Source organism: Streptomyces sp. NPDC002467 (assembly GCF_042889825.1).
Classification (GTDB): domain Bacteria; phylum Actinomycetota; class Actinomycetes; order Streptomycetales; family Streptomycetaceae; genus Streptomyces.
Map to the genome: position 1 here is coordinate 680,195 of NZ_JBIARJ010000001.1, position 16,231 is coordinate 696,425.

The 16,231-nt window shown below is 72.8% G+C and carries 12 protein-coding genes and 5 tRNA genes; 9 read left to right on the forward strand and 8 right to left on the reverse strand.

Going from position 1 to position 16,231, the window contains the following annotated elements:
* Window positions 1-2 precede the first annotated feature (2 nt).
* The 3 genes from ACFYYJ_RS03255 to ACFYYJ_RS03265 form a co-directional block, all read right to left on the reverse strand.
* A tRNA-Phe gene (locus ACFYYJ_RS03255) sits at window positions 3-76 on the reverse strand.
* 22 nt (window positions 77-98) lie between these two features.
* A tRNA-Asp gene (locus ACFYYJ_RS03260) sits at window positions 99-172 on the reverse strand.
* A 38-nt stretch (window positions 173-210) separates the two neighbouring features.
* Window positions 211-283, reverse strand: a tRNA-Glu gene (locus tag ACFYYJ_RS03265).
* 103 nt (window positions 284-386) lie between these two features.
* Here ACFYYJ_RS03265 and ACFYYJ_RS03270 point away from each other — a divergent pair.
* The 6 genes from ACFYYJ_RS03270 to ACFYYJ_RS03295 all read left to right on the forward strand — a co-directional run bounded on the left by ACFYYJ_RS03270 (window position 387) and on the right by ACFYYJ_RS03295 (window position 6,524).
* Window positions 387-737: a metallopeptidase family protein gene (locus ACFYYJ_RS03270; protein ID WP_376657960.1), complete on the forward strand. Its 351-nt coding sequence runs from the start codon at window positions 387-389 to the stop codon at window positions 735-737.
* Window positions 734-1,222, forward strand: coding sequence for a CrcB family protein (locus ACFYYJ_RS03275; RefSeq protein ID WP_385132660.1), 489 nt, complete (start codon window positions 734-736; stop codon window positions 1,220-1,222). The genes ACFYYJ_RS03270 and ACFYYJ_RS03275 overlap by 4 nt, the downstream gene beginning before the upstream one ends.
* The gene (locus tag ACFYYJ_RS03280; protein ID WP_389128012.1) at window positions 1,219-1,593 is read left to right on the forward strand and encodes a fluoride efflux transporter FluC; all 375 of its coding nucleotides are present in this window, start codon (window positions 1,219-1,221) and stop codon (window positions 1,591-1,593) included. Before ACFYYJ_RS03275 ends, ACFYYJ_RS03280 begins: the two co-directional genes overlap by 4 nt.
* A 934-nt stretch (window positions 1,594-2,527) precedes the next feature.
* Window positions 2,528-4,828 carry a DEAD/DEAH box helicase gene (locus tag ACFYYJ_RS03285; protein WP_389128014.1) on the forward strand — a complete coding sequence of 767 codons (2,301 nt, stop codon included), beginning with the start codon at window positions 2,528-2,530 and terminating at the stop codon, window positions 4,826-4,828.
* Window positions 4,829-4,969: 141 nt separating this feature from the next.
* A tRNA-Lys gene (locus ACFYYJ_RS03290) sits at window positions 4,970-5,042 on the forward strand.
* Between the two features lie 216 nt (window positions 5,043-5,258).
* Window positions 5,259-6,524: a hypothetical protein gene (locus ACFYYJ_RS03295; RefSeq protein WP_385365554.1), complete on the forward strand. Its 1,266-nt coding sequence runs from the start codon at window positions 5,259-5,261 to the stop codon at window positions 6,522-6,524.
* A gap of 10 nt (window positions 6,525-6,534) precedes the next feature.
* Here ACFYYJ_RS03295 and ACFYYJ_RS03300 read toward each other — a convergent pair whose 3' ends face one another.
* Window positions 6,535-7,386, reverse strand: a complete 852-nt coding sequence (locus ACFYYJ_RS03300; RefSeq protein WP_389128017.1) for a YhjD/YihY/BrkB family envelope integrity protein — start codon at window positions 7,384-7,386, stop codon at window positions 6,535-6,537.
* 151 nt (window positions 7,387-7,537) lie between these two features.
* Here ACFYYJ_RS03300 and ACFYYJ_RS03305 point away from each other — a divergent pair.
* The 3 genes from ACFYYJ_RS03305 to ACFYYJ_RS03315 all read left to right on the forward strand — a co-directional run bounded on the left by ACFYYJ_RS03305 (window position 7,538) and on the right by ACFYYJ_RS03315 (window position 10,277).
* Window positions 7,538-7,611 (forward strand) — tRNA-Met (locus tag ACFYYJ_RS03305).
* Between the two features lie 150 nt (window positions 7,612-7,761).
* Entirely contained in the window at window positions 7,762-8,919 is a 1,158-nt protein-coding gene (locus ACFYYJ_RS03310; protein WP_389128064.1) for a PP2C family protein-serine/threonine phosphatase, read from the forward strand.
* 305 nt (window positions 8,920-9,224) lie between these two features.
* Complete coding sequence (locus ACFYYJ_RS03315; RefSeq protein WP_389128018.1) at window positions 9,225-10,277, forward strand: M23 family metallopeptidase; 1,053 nt, start codon at window positions 9,225-9,227, stop codon at window positions 10,275-10,277.
* Here the strand turns inward: ACFYYJ_RS03315 and ACFYYJ_RS03320 are convergent.
* The 4 genes from ACFYYJ_RS03320 to ACFYYJ_RS03335 form a co-directional block, all read right to left on the reverse strand.
* The gene (locus ACFYYJ_RS03320; RefSeq protein WP_389128020.1) at window positions 10,186-11,562 is read right to left on the reverse strand and encodes a PrsW family intramembrane metalloprotease; all 1,377 of its coding nucleotides are present in this window, start codon (window positions 11,560-11,562) and stop codon (window positions 10,186-10,188) included. The two genes, ACFYYJ_RS03315 and ACFYYJ_RS03320, sit on opposite strands and share 92 nt — an antisense overlap.
* Window positions 11,563-11,605: 43 nt before the next feature.
* Window positions 11,606-12,373, reverse strand: coding sequence for a tRNA (guanosine(46)-N7)-methyltransferase TrmB (trmB, locus tag ACFYYJ_RS03325; RefSeq protein WP_385132689.1), 768 nt, complete (start codon window positions 12,371-12,373; stop codon window positions 11,606-11,608).
* Window positions 12,374-12,781: 408 nt separating this feature from the next.
* Entirely contained in the window at window positions 12,782-14,014 is a 1,233-nt protein-coding gene (gene lhgO, locus ACFYYJ_RS03330) for an L-2-hydroxyglutarate oxidase (protein WP_385132680.1), read from the reverse strand.
* Between the two features lie 41 nt (window positions 14,015-14,055).
* The gene (locus tag ACFYYJ_RS03335) at window positions 14,056-15,705 is read right to left on the reverse strand and encodes a sporulation protein (RefSeq protein ID WP_389128022.1); all 1,650 of its coding nucleotides are present in this window, start codon (window positions 15,703-15,705) and stop codon (window positions 14,056-14,058) included.
* Window positions 15,706-16,231: the final 526 nt, after the last annotated feature.

Consider the following 16,231-nt stretch of genomic DNA (forward strand, 5'->3'; position numbering starts at 1 on the left):
CGTGGTCGGGGCCGGGGTCGAACCGGCGACCTATCGCTTTTCAGGCGATCGCTCGTACCAACTGAGCTACCCGACCAAGAGACCGTTTCCGGTCTCGGCGATCCTGACGGGACTTGAACCCGCGACCTCCACCTTGACAGGGTGGCGAGCTAACCAACTGCTCCACAGGACCTTGCAATGTGCGAGACAAGTCTCGCACACGGTAATGCGTACCCCCAACGGGATTCGAACCCGTGCTACCGCCTTGAAAGGGCGGCGTCCTGGGCCACTAGACGATGAGGGCTAAAGACCCACCGGGCACTTTCCAGCGCGTCGGGGACGTGAGAAGCATATGGGATCCGGGGAGCTATCGCCAAAACGGTTTCCCCCGGGGGGACAATGGCCCGGTGCTGGAGATGACGCGCGAGGAGTTCGAAGAGCTCGTCGCAGAGGCGCTGGACCGGATTCCGCCTGAGCTGACGCGGCTGATGGACAACGTGGCGGTGTTCGTGGAGGACGAGCCGCCCGCCCACGACCCCGAGCTGCTCGGGCTGTACGAGGGAACGCCGCTGACGGACCGCGGCGAGTGGTACGCCGGGGTGTTGCCGGACCGGATCACCATCTACCGGAACCCCACGTTGCGGATGTGCGAGGACCGGGAGAGCGTGGTCGCGGAGACGGAGGTCACCGTGGTGCACGAGATCGCCCACCACTTCGGCATCGACGACGACCGGCTGCACGCCCTGGGGTACGGGTGACCAGGCCGGTCCCCGATGCAGAGGCGATCGATCCGGACGTCGACCTCCACGTGCCGGCGCAGCGCGCCGAACCGCGGGGCAGGGTGCTCGCGGCGGTGGCGGCGGGCGGGGCAGTGGGGGCCTCGGCGCGCTACGCGGTCTCGCTGGCGTGGCCGGCCGCGGGCGGGGACTTCCCGTGGGCGACCCTGTGGGTCAACGCGCTCGGGTGCGCGCTCATCGGTGTGCTGATGGTGCTGATCAGTGAGGGCGGGCGGTCGGCGCACCCGCTGGTGCGGCCCTTCGCCGGCGTCGGCGTGCTCGGCGGTTTCACCACCTTCTCCACGTACGCGGTGGACTTCTCGCGGCTCCTGGACGCGGGCCAGGCCGACCGGGCGCTCGGGTACGCCGGGCTCACGGTGGTCGCCGCCATGGGCGCGGTGTGGGCGGCGGCCTCGGTGACGCGGCTGGTGGTCCGGTGGCGGGCGGGCCGGGTGGCGGCCCGGTGAACTGGCTGCTCGTGGTGGCGGGCGCCGTCGTGGGCGCGCCGCTGCGCTATCTGACGGACCGGGCGGTGCAGTCCCGCCACGACTCGGTGTTCCCGTGGGGGACCTTCGTGGTGAACGCGGCGGCGTGCCTGGTGCTGGGGGTGCTGACCGGGGCGGCGCTGGTCGGGGCGGCCTCCTCGTGGCTGGTGCTCCTGGTGGGGCCGGGGCTGTGCGGGGCACTGAGCACGTACTCGACGTTCTCGTACGAGACCCTGCGGCTCGTCGAACGCGGTTGGAAGTTCCTGGCCGCCGCGAACGTGTTGGCTTCGGTGCTGGTCGGGCTGGGGGCCGTGCACCTGGGGTCGGAGTTGGCCCGGCAGCTGTTCGCCTGAGGGCGTGTCCCTTGCGGGGCAAAGGGAGTTGGGCACATCGACCCGTCGGCGGACGCCGTCGGCCGAACCGTCCCCCAGGCTCCGGAGGTGCCCTGTGCGCCAGTTGTCCGCTCCCCTCCGACTGGCCGTCACCGCGCTCGCGGTCGCGGCCGCGGCGGGCTGCATGAGCGTCGGCCAGGACGAGGCGAAGCCCGGGCCATCGTCCAATTCGGACCGTCGGGGCGCGGCGGTCGGCGGAGGTTCCGCTTCCGGGAAGGGCGCAGGGGCGCACGGTGGCGTGCGCGGAGGGAAGGACGCCACGGGGAGCCAGGGCGGCAGGACCGAAGGCGACGGCAAGGCCTCGGGTGCCACCGGGGCCTCGCCCAGCCCGGGCGCGCCGAGCGGGCAGCCGGGCGTGCCGGCGCCGTCGGCCGGTCCGGGCGGCGGCGCCGGCGGCCAGGGCGCCCAGCAGCCGCCGACGGGCGGATCCGGTGGTTCCGGTGGAGCGGGCGGATCGGGAGGCGCGGGCGGCTCCGGTGGGGCTGGGGGCTCGGGCGGTCCGGGCGGCGGCCAGCATTCGGCGAGCCCGACCCCGCCGCCGGCCACCACTCCGCCTGTGACGGAACCCACTCCGAACCCGTCGACCCCGCAGCCGGAGCCCAGCACCCAGCCCGGCCCGGGCCCGCAGGCCTAGGGCCCGGGACGCCGCAGCCGCACCCTCCCCCTGTGTACGGCATCGTCGCAGGTCAGGCGGGTTTCTCCCGGAGTGACTTGCCAGACCCCGGGGAGGGTGCGTATGGTTATAGATCGTTTGATCCCATTGCCCGGCGCCGAATCCGAAGAGCGCCGTGTGGCGCGTACTCTCCCTAGCCGTGGCTGACCGCATTGAGGCGGTCGATTTGCGATTCACGGAGTTTGGGCGCGTGCCGAGACTCCGGAAGGTTTCGCATTTCGCATGTCCATTTCCAGTTCTGACCGCGCCGTCATGCCCGAGAACGAGTCGAACGAGATCGTCACCGACGAGATCATCGAGGCGCTCGAGGCCGACGTGACGACCGACCAGCCCATCGACTCCGTCGACTCGATCGACGACGTCGACTCCTTCGACGACGAGGCCGACGACGCCGACGCCGAGCCCACGATCACCTTCGCCGACCTCGGTCTGCCGGAGGGCGTCGTGCGCAAGCTCGCGCAGAACGGTGTCACCACCCCCTTCCCGATCCAGGCCGCGACCATCCCGGACGCCCTGGCCGGCAAGGACATCCTCGGCCGCGGCCGCACCGGCTCCGGCAAGACCCTCTCCTTCGGTCTGCCGACCCTGGCCCGTCTGGCCGGCGGCTTCACCGAGAAGAAGAAGCCCCGCGCGATCATCCTGACGCCGACGCGTGAGCTCGCGATGCAGGTCGCGGACGCCCTCCAGCCCTACGGCGACGTGCTCGGCCTGAAGATGAAGGTCGTCTGCGGCGGTACCTCGATGAGCAACCAGATCTATGCCCTGGAGCGCGGCGTCGACGTCCTCGTCGCCACCCCGGGCCGTCTGCGCGACATCATCAACCGCGGCGCCTGCTCCCTGGAGAACGTCGAGGTCGCGGTCCTCGACGAGGCCGACCAGATGGCCGACCTGGGCTTCCTGCCCGAGGTCACCGAGCTGCTCGACCAGGTCCCGGCCGGCGGCCAGCGCATGCTCTTCTCCGCCACCATGGAGAACGAGATCGGCACCCTGGTCAAGCGCTACCTGTCCAACCCCGTCACGCACGAGGTCGACAGCGCGCAGGGCAACGTCACGACCATGACGCACCACGTGCTCGTCGTGAAGCCGAAGGACAAGGCGCCGGTCACGGCCGCCATCGCCGCCCGCAAGGGCCGCACCATCATCTTCGTCCGCACCCAGCTGGGCGCCGACCGCATCGCCGAGCAGCTCGTCGAGGCCGGCGTGAAGGCCGACGCGCTGCACGGCGGCATGACGCAGGGCGCCCGTACCCGCGTCCTCGCCGACTTCAAGGACGGCTACGTCAACGCGCTCGTCGCCACCGACGTCGCCGCCCGCGGCATCCACGTCGACGGCATCGACCTGGTCCTGAACGTGGACCCGGCCGGCGACCACAAGGACTACCTGCACCGCTCGGGCCGCACCGCCCGCGCCGGCAAGTCGGGTGTCGTGGTCTCCCTGGCCCTGCCGCACCAGCGTCGTCAGATCTTCCGCCTGATGGAGGACGCGGGCGTCGACGCCTCGCGCCACATCGTCCAGGGCGCCGGCGCCTTCGAGCCCGAGGTCGCCGAGATCACCGGTGCCCGGTCGCTGACCGAGGTCCAGGCCGACTCCGCGAACAACGCGGCCAAGCAGGCCGAGCGCGAGGTCGCCGAGCTCACCAAGCAGCTGGAGCGCCTGACGCGCCGTGCCGCCGAACTCCGCGAGGAGGCCGACCGTCTGGTCGCCCGCTCCGCCCGTGAGCGCGGCGAGGACCCGGAGGCCGCCGTCGCCGAGGTCGCGGCCGTCGCAGAGGCCGAGGTCGCGGCTGCCGCCGCTGCCGCTGCCGCCGAACTGGCCGCGCAGGAGCGCCGCGAGGAGAACCGCTCCCAGCGCGACGACCGCGGCAACTTCGAGCGCCGCGACAACCGCGGTGGCGACCGTGGCGGCTTCCGTCGCGACGACCGTGGCGACCGCGGTGGCGACCGTGGCGGTTTCCGCCGTGACGACCGTGGTGACCGCGGCGACCGGGGTGGCGACCGTGGCGGCTTCCGCCGTGACGACCGTCCGTCCTCCGGTGGTTTCCGCCGTGACGACCGCCCGTCGGGTGGCTTCAACCGTGACGACCGCGGTGGCGACCGTGGCGGCTTCCGTCGCGACGACCGTCCGTCCTCCGGTGGTTTCCGTCGTGACGACCGTCCGTCCTCCGGTGGTTTCCGCCGTGACGACCGTCCGTCCTCCGGTGGCTTCCGTCGCGACGACCGCCCGTCGGGTGGCTTCAACCGTGACGACCGCGGTGGCGACCGTGGCGGCTTCCGCCGCGACGACCGCCCCTCCTCCGGCGGCTACAACCGTGACGACCGCCAGTCCTCGGGCGGCTTCCGCTCCGGTGGCGGCGACCGTCCGTTCAACCGCGACCGTCGTGACGACCGTCCGTCCGGTGGCTTCCGCTCCGGCGGCGCCGGCGACCGCCCGTACGGCCGCCGCGACGACCACCGTCCGTCCGGCTCCACCGGCTCCTTCGGTGGCCGCCGCGACGACAAGCCGCGCTGGAAGCGCAACGGCTGACGACCGGTCCTGATCTGACCGTCCGACAGGGCCCCCACGACTCCGGTCGTGGGGGCCCTGTCGCATGGCGACAGGCCGGGCATCGGATACCCGATCGGCTGACGGGCGCTCTGCGGCTATGCTCTGGGGTGAGCACGTGGAGGGCCATTAGCTCAATTGGCAGAGCAGCGGACTTTTAATCCGTTGGTTGTCGGTTCGAGTCCGACATGGCCTACCGCTCCCGGGCCGAGGCCACGCCTCCGACCTGGTGCTGAGCGCCCCCTCCGGTTTCGGCCGGGCGGGGCGCTCCGTCGTTCCCGGGCCGGGTCCGGCTCCCGTGCGCGGGCCGACGGTGCGTCATCCCTTTCGCCCGCTGGAGGTGCGGATCCGGCCGGGGCACCCGTCCAATGGGCGGAGGTGGTTGTTCGCCTCAGTCGTCCCCGGGAGCGCCATGAATCAGCCGTCCCAGCCGCCGAGCACCTCGCGTGGCCGGCGGATCGCCGCGAGCGCCGCCTCGGCCGTCCTGATCACGCTCACCTGCATCCTCGTGCCGGTGTCCCTCCTGACGGTCTGGGTGCACGACATCGTGCTGGACACCAATCGGTACGTGTCCACGGTCGCCCCGCTCGCCTCGAATCCGGCGATCGAGCAGGCCGCCGCGCACCGCATCACCGAGGCGGCCGACGTACGGATCGACGGCTCGCAGGTCACCGACGACCTGGCGAAGTGGCTGGAGTCGCAGGGGCTGCCGCCGCGCGTCGGCAACGCGGTCAAGGCGCTCGGCCCGCAGCTGGACTCGGCGGCCGACTCGGCCGTCAACAAGATCGCGACCCGCTTCGTCGAGAGCGACCGCTTCGAGAAGATCTGGACGACGGCCAACAGGGCCGCCCACAACGCGGTCGTCCACGCGCTCACCGGCCAGGGCCGCGGCGCGGTCGAGGTCGAGGGCGGCACCGTCACGCTCAACGTCGGCGAGGCCGTGGACCAGGTCAAGGAGGACCTCGTGAAGGCCGGCATCAAGCCGGCCGAGAAGATCCCCGAGGTCAACAAGCAGATGGTGCTGTTCCAGTCGGACAAGCTGGCGAAGATCCGCAACGCGGTCCACCTCCTTGACGTGCTCGGCAACTGGCTGCCCGTCATCACGGTGGTCCTCGGGGCGATCGGCGTACTGCTCGCGCGGCGCCGTCGCCGGGCGCTGGTGACCACGGCCCTGTGTGCTGCCGCCGCCTGCCTCATCGTGGCCATCGCCCTGGTCATCGCCCGCCGTTACTACCTCGACCACCTCCCGGCCGAGGTCCAGTCCCCGTCCGCGGCCGCGGCCGTCTTCGACACCCTGGTGCGGTTCCTGCGGGTCAGCCTGCGCACCGCGATGGTCCTGGGGGTCGTCGTGGCCCTCGGCGCCTACCTGTCCGGTGCGGGCCGGCTGCCGCGTGGTGTGCGGGGCAGGGCCGAACACGCCGCCGACTCGGCCGCCGGCTGGGGCGCCGCCCACGGGGTGCACACGGGGAAGGTCGGTCGGTGGGTGGAGTCCCGGCGGCGCGCGCTCACGGTGGGCGTACTGGTGGTGCTCGCGCTCGTGTTCGCGCTGTGGAACCACCCGACGGTGCTCACGGTCCTGCTGCTGGTGCTCATCCTGCTCGTCCTGCTGGCCGTGTTGGCGCTGCTGGCGGCCGGCGGCCGCAGCGATGCCCGGGCCGGCGGTCCCGAGGGGCCGTAGTGGGCCACGGTCACGGGCGCGGCGGGGGGAGGGGCGTGCGGAGCCGGCGGGCGAGGAAGGGCTCGTGCGCCACGACGTACCCCAGGGCGATGGCGACCGTCACGACGCCGAACAGCATGATCAGCCAGGACAGCAGGACGAACACCGAGCCGAGGCTGCCGTACTGCTTCATGCTGTGGGCCACGGCGTGGGGCAAGTAGATCTTCGAGACCGCAGTCATGATCTGCTGCCCGACCCCGGCCAGCACCGCGCCGGGCAGCAGAGGCAGCCACGGGACGCGGGCGGCGAGCAACAGGTGCTGCGTCCACCACCACAGCAGGACGCTGGTCACCAGGGCCAGGAAGAAGCCGCCGAGCGGGCCGGTGCCGAAGGCGTCCTGGATCGGCCCCTGGAAGAGCAGCGCGACCAGCCAGACGCTGACCCAGGCCACCCACCGCCAGGCCGCGAGCGTGGCCTTGGCCTTCGGGAGGTGCCAGCAGCGCTCGCAGGTCCGCTGCATGGCGCGGCTGCACGCGGTCGCCGACAACACGGCGACGAAGACCCCGACGAGGCCGGTGCTGGTGGCGGTCGCGACGTCGCCGCCGGAGTACAGGGCCCGTACCTGGTCCAGCGCGGCGTCTTGCAGGCCCAAGGACGTGCGGATGGACGAGATCAACTGCTGCTGGAGCCAGTCCGGCGCGACGGTGCCGATGACGAAGAGTGCGGGCAGCGCTCCGAGGAAGGCCTGGGCGGCAAGCCGGGTCGCGCAGTCGAGCACCTTGACGTCGGCGAGCTGCTCGATGATCCGGTACAGGAGCGGGGTGTGCTTGCGCATCCAGCCGGGCAGCCGGAACCTGCTCGGCCCGGCTTTCGGTACAGGCACGTTGGAACTCCTCATGAGGCACGGCTGTGACCACAGTGCACGAGATCGGCCACGGAACGCGGCATATCGGGCATTTGGCACTGTCGTGGAGTAGTGGAGCGGTTAATTGGTTCTGGGCGCTCCCCGGATGGCGTAGAGTTGTGTTTACCGACGCGGGGTGGAGCAGCTCGGTAGCTCGCTGGGCTCATAACCCAGAGGTCGCAGGTTCAAATCCTGTCCCCGCTACTCAGTACGAAGGCCCGGTTCCCTGATGGGAACCGGGCCTTCGTCGTACGTCGCTTCACCCGTACGGCCGCCGCCGGCTCGCCCCGGGGCCGCTCCTGACGCCAGCCTTGAGGGGCGAGGGACCGGCGGCGGGAGAACAGCGTGGTGGGGCTGGCCCGGCAGGGCGACGACGGTGACCGCGCGGGCGGAGCCGGGAGCGGGACGGTGGCGAGGCTCCTGCGGACCCTGCCGCTCGCGCTGATCGCCCTCGGTCTCGCCTTCGACCTCACGACCCCGCCCAGCTTCACCGGATCCCCGTTCTTCTCGGCGGCCCCGCTGGTCGCCGCTCCCCTCCTCAGCCTCCTGGGCACGCTCCTGACGGGACTGCTGGCCTCGCTCACGGTGTTCGTGCTGCACGTCCAGCACGGCACCTCCTGGAAGGCGACGGCGCTCACCGAGCTGGCCACGGTCCTCACCGTGTCCGCGCTGGCGGTCCTGATCAACCGGGTGGTGCGGCGCAGCGGAGAACGCCTCGCCTCCGCGCGGGAGATCGCCGAGGCCGCGCAACGGGCGGTGCTGCCGACGCCCGCCGAGCGCGTCGCCGGGCTGCACGTCTCCGCGCGCTACGAGGCGGCGCGGGCCGACGCCTTCATCGGCGGGGACCTGTACGCCGTCCAGGACACCCCGTACGGAGTGCGCCTGGCGGTGGGCGACGTACGGGGCAAGGGGCTGGGCGCCGTGGAGGCGGTGGCCGTGGTGCTCGGCGCGTTCCGGGAGGCGGCGGAGACCGAGCCGACGCTGGAGGCGGTGGCCCAGCGGCTGGAGCGGGCGCTGGCCCGGGAGGGCGCCCGGCGCGACAGCCTGGACGCCGTGGAGGGGTTCACCACCTGCGTGCTCGGCGAGATCCCGCCGGGTGCGGCACTGCTGCGGCTCCTCAACCGGGGTCACCCCGAGCCGTTGCTGCTCCACGCGGACGGGGACCTGGCGGTGCTCGCCCCGGCGGAGCCGGCCCTGCCGCTCGGCATGGGGGAGCTGGGCGGTTGGCCGGACACCGCCCAGGAGTGGGCCTTCCCGGCGGGGAGCACCCTGCTGCTGTTCACCGACGGTCTGACCGAGGCCCGGAGCGTGACGGGGGAGTTCTACGATCCGGCGGCGCGGCTGCGCGGGCGGGTGTTCCCGGGGCCGGCGGAACTCCTCGGCGCGCTCAGCAGCGATGTGCGCCGGCACACGGGCGGCGGGGCGATGGACGACATGGCGCTGCTCGCGGTGGGTCGGCCGGTTCAGGGGCAGCCGAAGCGGCGCAGGACGGTGCGGGTGGTGCGGCCGTGAGGGCGGTCCGTGACTCTGTGTGGATGAAAGGGTGCTCTCAGCAAGGAATTTGACGGGGTGTCACATGTCGGATGTGGCGAAAGAAGTGAGGTAAACCTCCGAATATTGACCCGATTCGCACCCGTCTGCACCGAAAAGCCTTGGCCAAAGACGGTCGTTGAGTGGCCGATTGGTGGGAACGATCAATCGCAACAGCTTGGAATCACTCCCCTGCGTCTATTACCGTTCGATAACGCAGCGCGGTCGTCCCAGCCGTCGCAAGAGACGGCGCCGTGCGCGTGCGCGTCAATGAGGAGTGTGCCCCGGTGGCCTCCAACTTGCCTGCCCCTGAAGGCACCGAAATCCAGGAACCGCCCACCGCGGGTGCCTGGGGCGAGTGGAACCCCACCGAGGACTCGGTCCGTTCCGTACGGGGCCGGCACCGGGTCGCCCGGCAGCGCGGGGGACTCGCGCGCAGCTCCACCGTGCTGGGCGTCGGCGTCATCGCGGCCGTCGGCGCGGGCGGCATAGCCACCGCGCAGGACAGGCCCCAGGTCGCCATATCCATGCCGGACCTGCCGGACATGCCGGAACTGCCCACCGTGAACCAGGTACTGGACGGCGACTTCTCCGCGGACCACGGCTCGGCGGCCGACGCCCGGCACACGGGCGCGCAGGCCGGGAAGGCCGGGGTCATCCCGCAGCAGGCCGGCCGGGGCGCGGACGCCGGTGAGGTGCTGCTCAGCCGGATCCTCCAGCAGGCCGAGTCCCAGCAGGACGCCGCCGGGGCCAAGGCGCTCGCGGATGCCGCTCAGGCCGCCCAGTCCGCCGCCGCGCAGGAGGCCAAGGCCAAGCTGGACGCCGCGCAGAAGGCAGCCGACGACGCGAAGGCGGCCGCCGAGGCCAAGGCGGCGGCCGAGGCCAAGGCCGCCGAGGAGGCCGCCGCGGCCGAGGCCGAGCAGGAGCGCATCGCCAAGTCCGCCGGCGACTACTCGCTGCCCACCTCCGCCTACACCCTCACCTCGCACTACGGCGTGGCCGGCTCCATGTGGTCCTCCGGCTATCACACCGGCCTCGACTTCGCCGCGCCCACGGGGACCCCGGTCAAGGCCGTGGCGGCCGGGAAGATCACCTCGGCGGGCTGGTCCGGGGCGTACGGCTACCGGATCGTGCTGGAGCTGGAGGACGGCACCGAGGTCTGGTACTGCCACCTCTCCTCGATGTCGGTGACCTCCGGCTCGGTCGGAGCCGGGGACACCATCGGCCGCGTCGGCGCCACCGGCAACGTCACCGGCCCCCATCTGCACCTGGAAGTACGCAAGGGCGGTTCGACCGTGGACCCGCTGGCGTGGCTGACCTCCAAGGGCCTGAACGTCTGAGACCCGGGGCGGCGTCCGGGGTCGGGGCTGCCCGTCGGGGGGCGGGTACACCGGCGGCCGGGGCCGTGGCACCACCGGGCGCCGGCAGCGGGCCCGACCACGGCGGAAGCAGCTCCTCCAAGACCGCGGCCCGGACCAGCGCGGGCCCGGCGGTCGCCCTGCGCAGCCACAGCAGGTCCAGCAACTCCCGCTCGCGCTCCGCGAAGTCCGGCTCCCCCGCCGGGCCGCGGCGGCGCGCCCGGTTCCGCAGCAGGGCCAGCGCCGTCGCGTCCTGCTCGTACCGGGCGACCGCCCGCCCGGCCGCCCGGCCCGCGCTGCGCCGGGCCAGGGAGCGGGCCAGTGACCGGGCCGGCATCGACGCCAGCGCCGGGACCTCGGCCGGCGCGAGCCAGCCCGCCGCGGCGTACTTCGCGAGCTCGCGGGCGACGGCGCGCAGCCGGCGCCGCCTTATCCACACCGCCAGCCACACCAGCAGTGCGAACACCGGGACCATCACGCAGCCGTAGACCACGTAGAACCCGTACTCCCCGAACCGCGAGGAGCTGTTCCACAGCGCGTGCGCGCACATGGCGGCGCCGAGCCCGAGCAACGGCAGGGCGAACCGGCGCGAACGGCTGGCGCTCAGCGCGGCCGCGCCGAAACCGAGCCCGGTGAGGACCGTGAACAGCGGGTGCGCGAACGGCGACAGCACGATCCGTACGAAGAAGGTGGCCGCGGTCACCGAGTCCAGTACGCCCGTGCCTTCGACCAGGTCCTCGCCGAAGGCGTTGCCGAGATAGAGGATGTTCTCGGTGAAGGCGAAGCCGGTGGCGGTGAACCCGGCGACGACGAAGCCGTCCGCCGGGCCGGTGAAGTGGGGTCTGCGGAAGACGAAGACGAGGAGCAGGGCGGCCGCCTTGGCGCTCTCCTCCACGACCGGGGCGATCGCCACCGAGCCGAGGGTGTCGGCGTGGGCGGGGTCGGCCGTGGCCCCGGCTATCCACTCGGTGGCGAAACTGTTGGCCAGTATCGCGATCAGCGCCGCGGTACACGCCCCCCAGCCGAAGCAGAACAGCAACTGCGGCCAGGGCGCGGGCGCGGCCCGGCCCAGCCACCGGAAGGCCGCCATGAGCGGCGCGACGGGCAGCAGGGCCAGACCCAGGCCGACGAGGAAGCCGGGGGTGCCGGTCTGCTCACGTACGAGTTCGAGGATCGCGACACCCGTGCCGGCGAGCAGAACGACGAGCACGCACGTGCGGACCTTGCCCGCCGGGCGTGCGAGCACAACGGAGAGCGCTCGGAACACACGATGACCCTACAGAGCGGGTCCGACACGGCGAGTGACGTTGTCAGTTCTTGGTGGCGTTCTTGACGTTCTCTGCGCGACGGAAGAGCAAGTCGTGTACGACATGGCCCTTGTCGAGACCCTGGCCCTCGAACCGGGTGAGCGGCCGGAAGTCGGGACGCGGCGCGTAACCGCCGTCCGCCTGGGTGTTCTCGAAGTCCGGGTGCGCGCTGAGCACTTCGAGCATCTGCTCGGCGTACGGCTCCCAGTCGGTCGCACAGTGCAGCACGGCCCCGGGGGCGAGCCGGGTGGCGGCCAGCGTGAGGAACTCGGGCTGGATCAGCCGGCGCTTGTGGTGGCGGGCCTTGGGCCAGGGGTCCGGGAAGTAGACGCGCATCCCGGCCAGGGAGTCCGGCGGCAGCATCTCGCGCAGCAGGATGATCGCGTCACCGTTGGCCACGCGGACGTTGGTCATCCCGCCCCGCTCGGCGAGGGCGAGGAGGTTGCCCTGCCCCGGGGTGTGCACGTCGGCGGCGAGGATGCCGGTGCTCGGGTCGGCGGCGGCCATCTGGGCGGTGGCCTCGCCCATGCCGAAGCCGATCTCCAGGACCACGGGCAGGCCGTCGAAGAGCGTCTTCAGGTCGATGACCGAGTGGCCGTCGATGTCCAGTCCCCAGGTGCCCCACAGTCGCTTCAGGGCTTCGCCCTGGCCGGTGGTGACCCGGCTGCGCCGGGGCTGGAAGCTCCGGATCCGCCGCTCGTGGTGCGAGCCGGCCGGGTCCGGGGAGGGCCCGTCGGGGAACCGGGGCTCGGTCCGCCACTTGGGGGGCACGTAGGAGTTCGCCTCCGGCGCGGTGTTGTCCGGGAGGCTGTTGGACTGGGGGTTCAGGGACTCAGACACAATGACGGGATTCTACGACGGGGGTGCTGCCCCGGCCGCTCGGCCAGGCGCGGCGCCGCTGCCAGGGGCTCCGCCCCCGGACCCCCGCGCCTCAAACGCCGGCGGGGCTGGATTTCGCTCCTGCCGTCCGCCCGGTGCGGCTGGATTGCCCGCAGGGCAATTTCAGCCCCGCCGGCGTTTGAGGCGCCGCCGGAGGCAAATTCAGCCCCTCCGGCGTTTGAGGAGCGGGGTCCGGGGCGGAGCCCTGGGGAACGGAGGAAGGGCGGGTAGGGGACGGCTCCGCGCAGCGGCGATCCGCACGCCCCGGGCCGGGGCAGCGGCGGCGCGCTCGGCGGACCGTCAGGCCGTGCTCAGCATGCGAAGGGCGCGCGCAGCGATCTCGCGGCCGATCGGGAGCGAAGCGGTGGCCGCCGGCGAGGGCGCGTTCAGCACGTGCACCGTCCGCGGCGCCTCCCGGATCAGGAAGTCGTCCACCAGGGTCCCGTCCCGCAGCACGGCCTGCGCCCGCACCCCCGACGAAGCCGGCCGCAGGTCCTCCGCCGAGACGGCCGGCAGCAGCCTGCGCACCGCCCGCGTGAACGCCTGCTTCGACAGCGAGCGGTGTATCTCGCCCGCCCCGTACCGCCAGTGCCGCGCGGCCATCCGCCAGGAGCCCGGCCACGCCAGCTCCGTGGCCACGTCCCGCGGCCGGACCACGGACCAGCCGTACCCCTCCCGGGCCAGCGCCGGCACCGCGTTCGGGCCGACGTGGACACCGCCGCCGATGCCCCGCGTCAGATGCACCCCGAGGAAGGGGAACGCCGGATCCGGCACCGGGTAGACCAGCCCGCGGACCAGCTCCGGACGGTCCAGGTCGTAGTACTCGCCCCGGAATGGCACGATCCGCATCCCCGGGTCGTCCCCGGCCAGCCGCGCGATCCGGTCGCACTGCAGGCCCGCGCAGTTCACCAGGACCCGTGCGCGCACGACCAGCCCGGACGTGGTGCGGACCGCCACGCCGGAGGGTCTGCGCGAGATCAGGTCCACCGCGCCGCCGTAGACGATCTCCGCGCCGGAGGACTCGGCCAGCTGCGCGCTCACCCGGCCGTAGTCCACGATCCCGGTGCTGCCGACATGGATCGCGGCCAGGCCGTGCACCTCGGGCTCGTACTCGGAGATCTGCGCCGGGCCGAGCTCGCGCACCGGAATGCCGTTCTCCCGCCCGCGCTGGACCAGGGCGTGCAGCCGCGGCAGCTCGTCCCGCTCGGTGGCGACGATCAGTTTGCCCGTCACCTCGTGCGCGATCCCGTGCTCCGCGCAGAACTTGACCATCTCGGCCGCACCGCTCACAGCGAAGCGCGCCTTCAGCGACCCCGGCCGGTAGTAGATCCCGCTGTGGATCACCCCGCTGTTGCGGCCCGTCTGGTGACGGGCCGGGCCGTCCTCCTTCTCCAGGACGACCACCCGGGTCCCCGGAGCCAGCCGCGACACGGCATACGCCGTCGACAGGCCGACGATCCCGCCACCGATCACCAGCACATCGCAGTCCACGCCACCGCCCACGCCGACACCTCCCACCCCTGCATACTGCACCCCGCCACCGACAACACGGCCACGAGGGCCCGCGCCCACCCCTAAGCCGGCGCCACCAGCAGCGGCCGGGCCCGCTCGCGCAGCTCCGCGACGCGCGGCTCGTCCCCGTACGGTTCCAGGCGGTGCAGCAGGTCACGTACGTATTCGGTCGTCCGCGCCGAGGAGATGCGGCCCGCCACCTCCACCGCCCGGGTGCCCGCCGCGCACGCCGCGTCGAGGTTGCCCGACTCCAGCTCGGCGACCGCGCTCACCACCAGCCGCAGCCCGTGCGAGCGCACGAACTCCTCCGTGGGACGGGACAGGGCCTGCTCGGTGAAGCGCCGCACCTGGCGGGGGAGCCTCAGGTCCCGGTAGCACTCCGCCGCGTCCGCCGCGAAGCGGTCGTACGAGTAGAAGCCGAGCCACGTCGGATCGGGATCGCCGTCCCGTGACCGCTCCAGCCAGCCCTCCGAAGCCCGCAGCGCGGCCCCGGCGGCCGAGGAATCGCCCGCCTTCGCGTGTGCGCGCGCCTCCACGAGCCGGAAGAAGCTCATGGTGCGGGCGGTGGCCAGGCCCCGGTTGCGTTCGACGGCGGCCTGGGCGAGGTCCACGCCCTCCTCCGGGAAGTCCCGGTAGGTCGCCTGGAGGGACATCGAGGCCAGGACGTATCCGCCGAGCGGAACGTCGGCGGCCGCACGGGCGAGGCGCAGCGCCTGGATGTAGTAGCGCTGGGCGGCTTCCTGCTGGCCGGTGTCGAAGGCCATCCACCCGGCCAGCCGGGTCAGTTCGGCGGTCGCGCCGAACAGCGCGCGGCCCACCTCGTCGCTGTACGAGCCGAGCAGCAGCGGCGCGGCGTCCACCCGCAGGCACTCGGGCACCATCGACGAACGCCAGTCCCCGCCGCCGTACTTGGAGTCCCAGCGGCGCGCGTCCTCGGCGGCCTCGCGCAGCTTGCTCACGTCGCTGTGGCCCACGCGCTGGGCGTGGTCGCGCTGAGTTTCGGGCCCGGGCTGGGCGGGCACAACGGTGGACGGTGGTTCCGGCGCCGTCGGCCTGCCGGCCGGTGGAGCGGCCGGAGCCGGAGCGGTCACAGGTCCGGTCGTCGCGGGCGCGGGCGCGGGTGTAGCCGTGGACGCAGCCGTGGCGGGCGCGGTCGTCGTGGTCGCCGTGGTGGCCGACGCCGTGGCAGCCGTCGCCGTGGGGGCGGTCCCGGTCATCGCGTCCGGCGCCGTCGGGCCCGGCTCCCGTGCCACCGAGCCGTCCGCCGGAGATATCAGCCAGCGCGAGGCGGGCGTCGCGTACGCCGCCACGGAGAAGGAACCGGCGAGCGACTGCCAGATCCCGCCGCCCCGCCGGCCGGCGAGGTCGAGCCGGTAGAGGTCCGTGGCCGAGCGGACCGCCGCCCCCACGTCACGCGGGAAGGCCAGGCCCACCTCGGGCGCGGGGTCCGCGTCCGCCAGGCCGATCTCGTGCAGCGGCACCGGCCGCCCCAGCTTCGCGCCGATGGCGGCCGCGATCAGGTGCGGGGCGGCGCCCTGCGGCACCATCCCCTTCGACACCCACCGCGCGACCGACGTCTTGTCGTACCGGAGGGTCAAACCGCGCTGCGCGCCGAGGTCGTTGACCCGCCGGGCCAGCCCGGCGTTGCTGATGCCCGCGAGGGCGAGGACGGCGCCGAGCTTCTCATTGGGCTCGCGGAGCTCCCTGGACATGCGCCACCCCTCGTCACACGCGGAACGCACACAACGCTTACGCCGCCGGGGCATAGGCGCCCGGCATTTCGTAAACCCAGCGTAGTTCCCCGCCTCCCAAGCGTTAAGGCCTCTACTTCCGTATGGCGGGATTGTTGTCCGTTTGCACGGTCCGGCCACGGCCCGGGCCCGGGGCGCACTCGTCCCCGTGTGCTCCGCCCGTGTGGCCGTGCGCCCACCCGTGCGCTCTGGCCGGTCGGGGGGCCCGGCGATTCGATGTGCGGTGCGTGGGTCGGCCCGCTGCGCGAACCGGGCGGGTCCGGGGGTGCCGCTGCCTCAATCCCCGCGGGCGGCGGTCCGGTCCGGGAGGTGGATTCCACCTCCCGCGACCGCGCACGTGCTCCGTCGCGGGTGGGCGCAGGCGGTCCGGGGCGGTACTCCGCACCGCTGAAGAATGGCTGAAACCGACCTATGGGACGGTGGGAACGGAACGTCAAAAACTGCGTGGCCGGGGCGTGTTCGTTTGCATGTGCGCCCCCCTTAACCA

Coding starts and splice junctions, on each gene's coding strand:
- ACFYYJ_RS03285 (WP_389128014.1), top strand. CDS start 2,528: ATGTCCATTTCCAGTTCTGACCGCGCCGTCATGCCCGAGAACGAGTCG.
- ACFYYJ_RS03295 (WP_385365554.1), top strand. CDS start 5,259: ATGAATCAGCCGTCCCAGCCGCCGAGCACCTCGCGTGGCCGGCGGATC.
- ACFYYJ_RS03335 (WP_389128022.1), bottom strand. CDS start 15,705: ATGTCCAGGGAGCTCCGCGAGCCCAATGAGAAGCTCGGCGCCGTCCTC.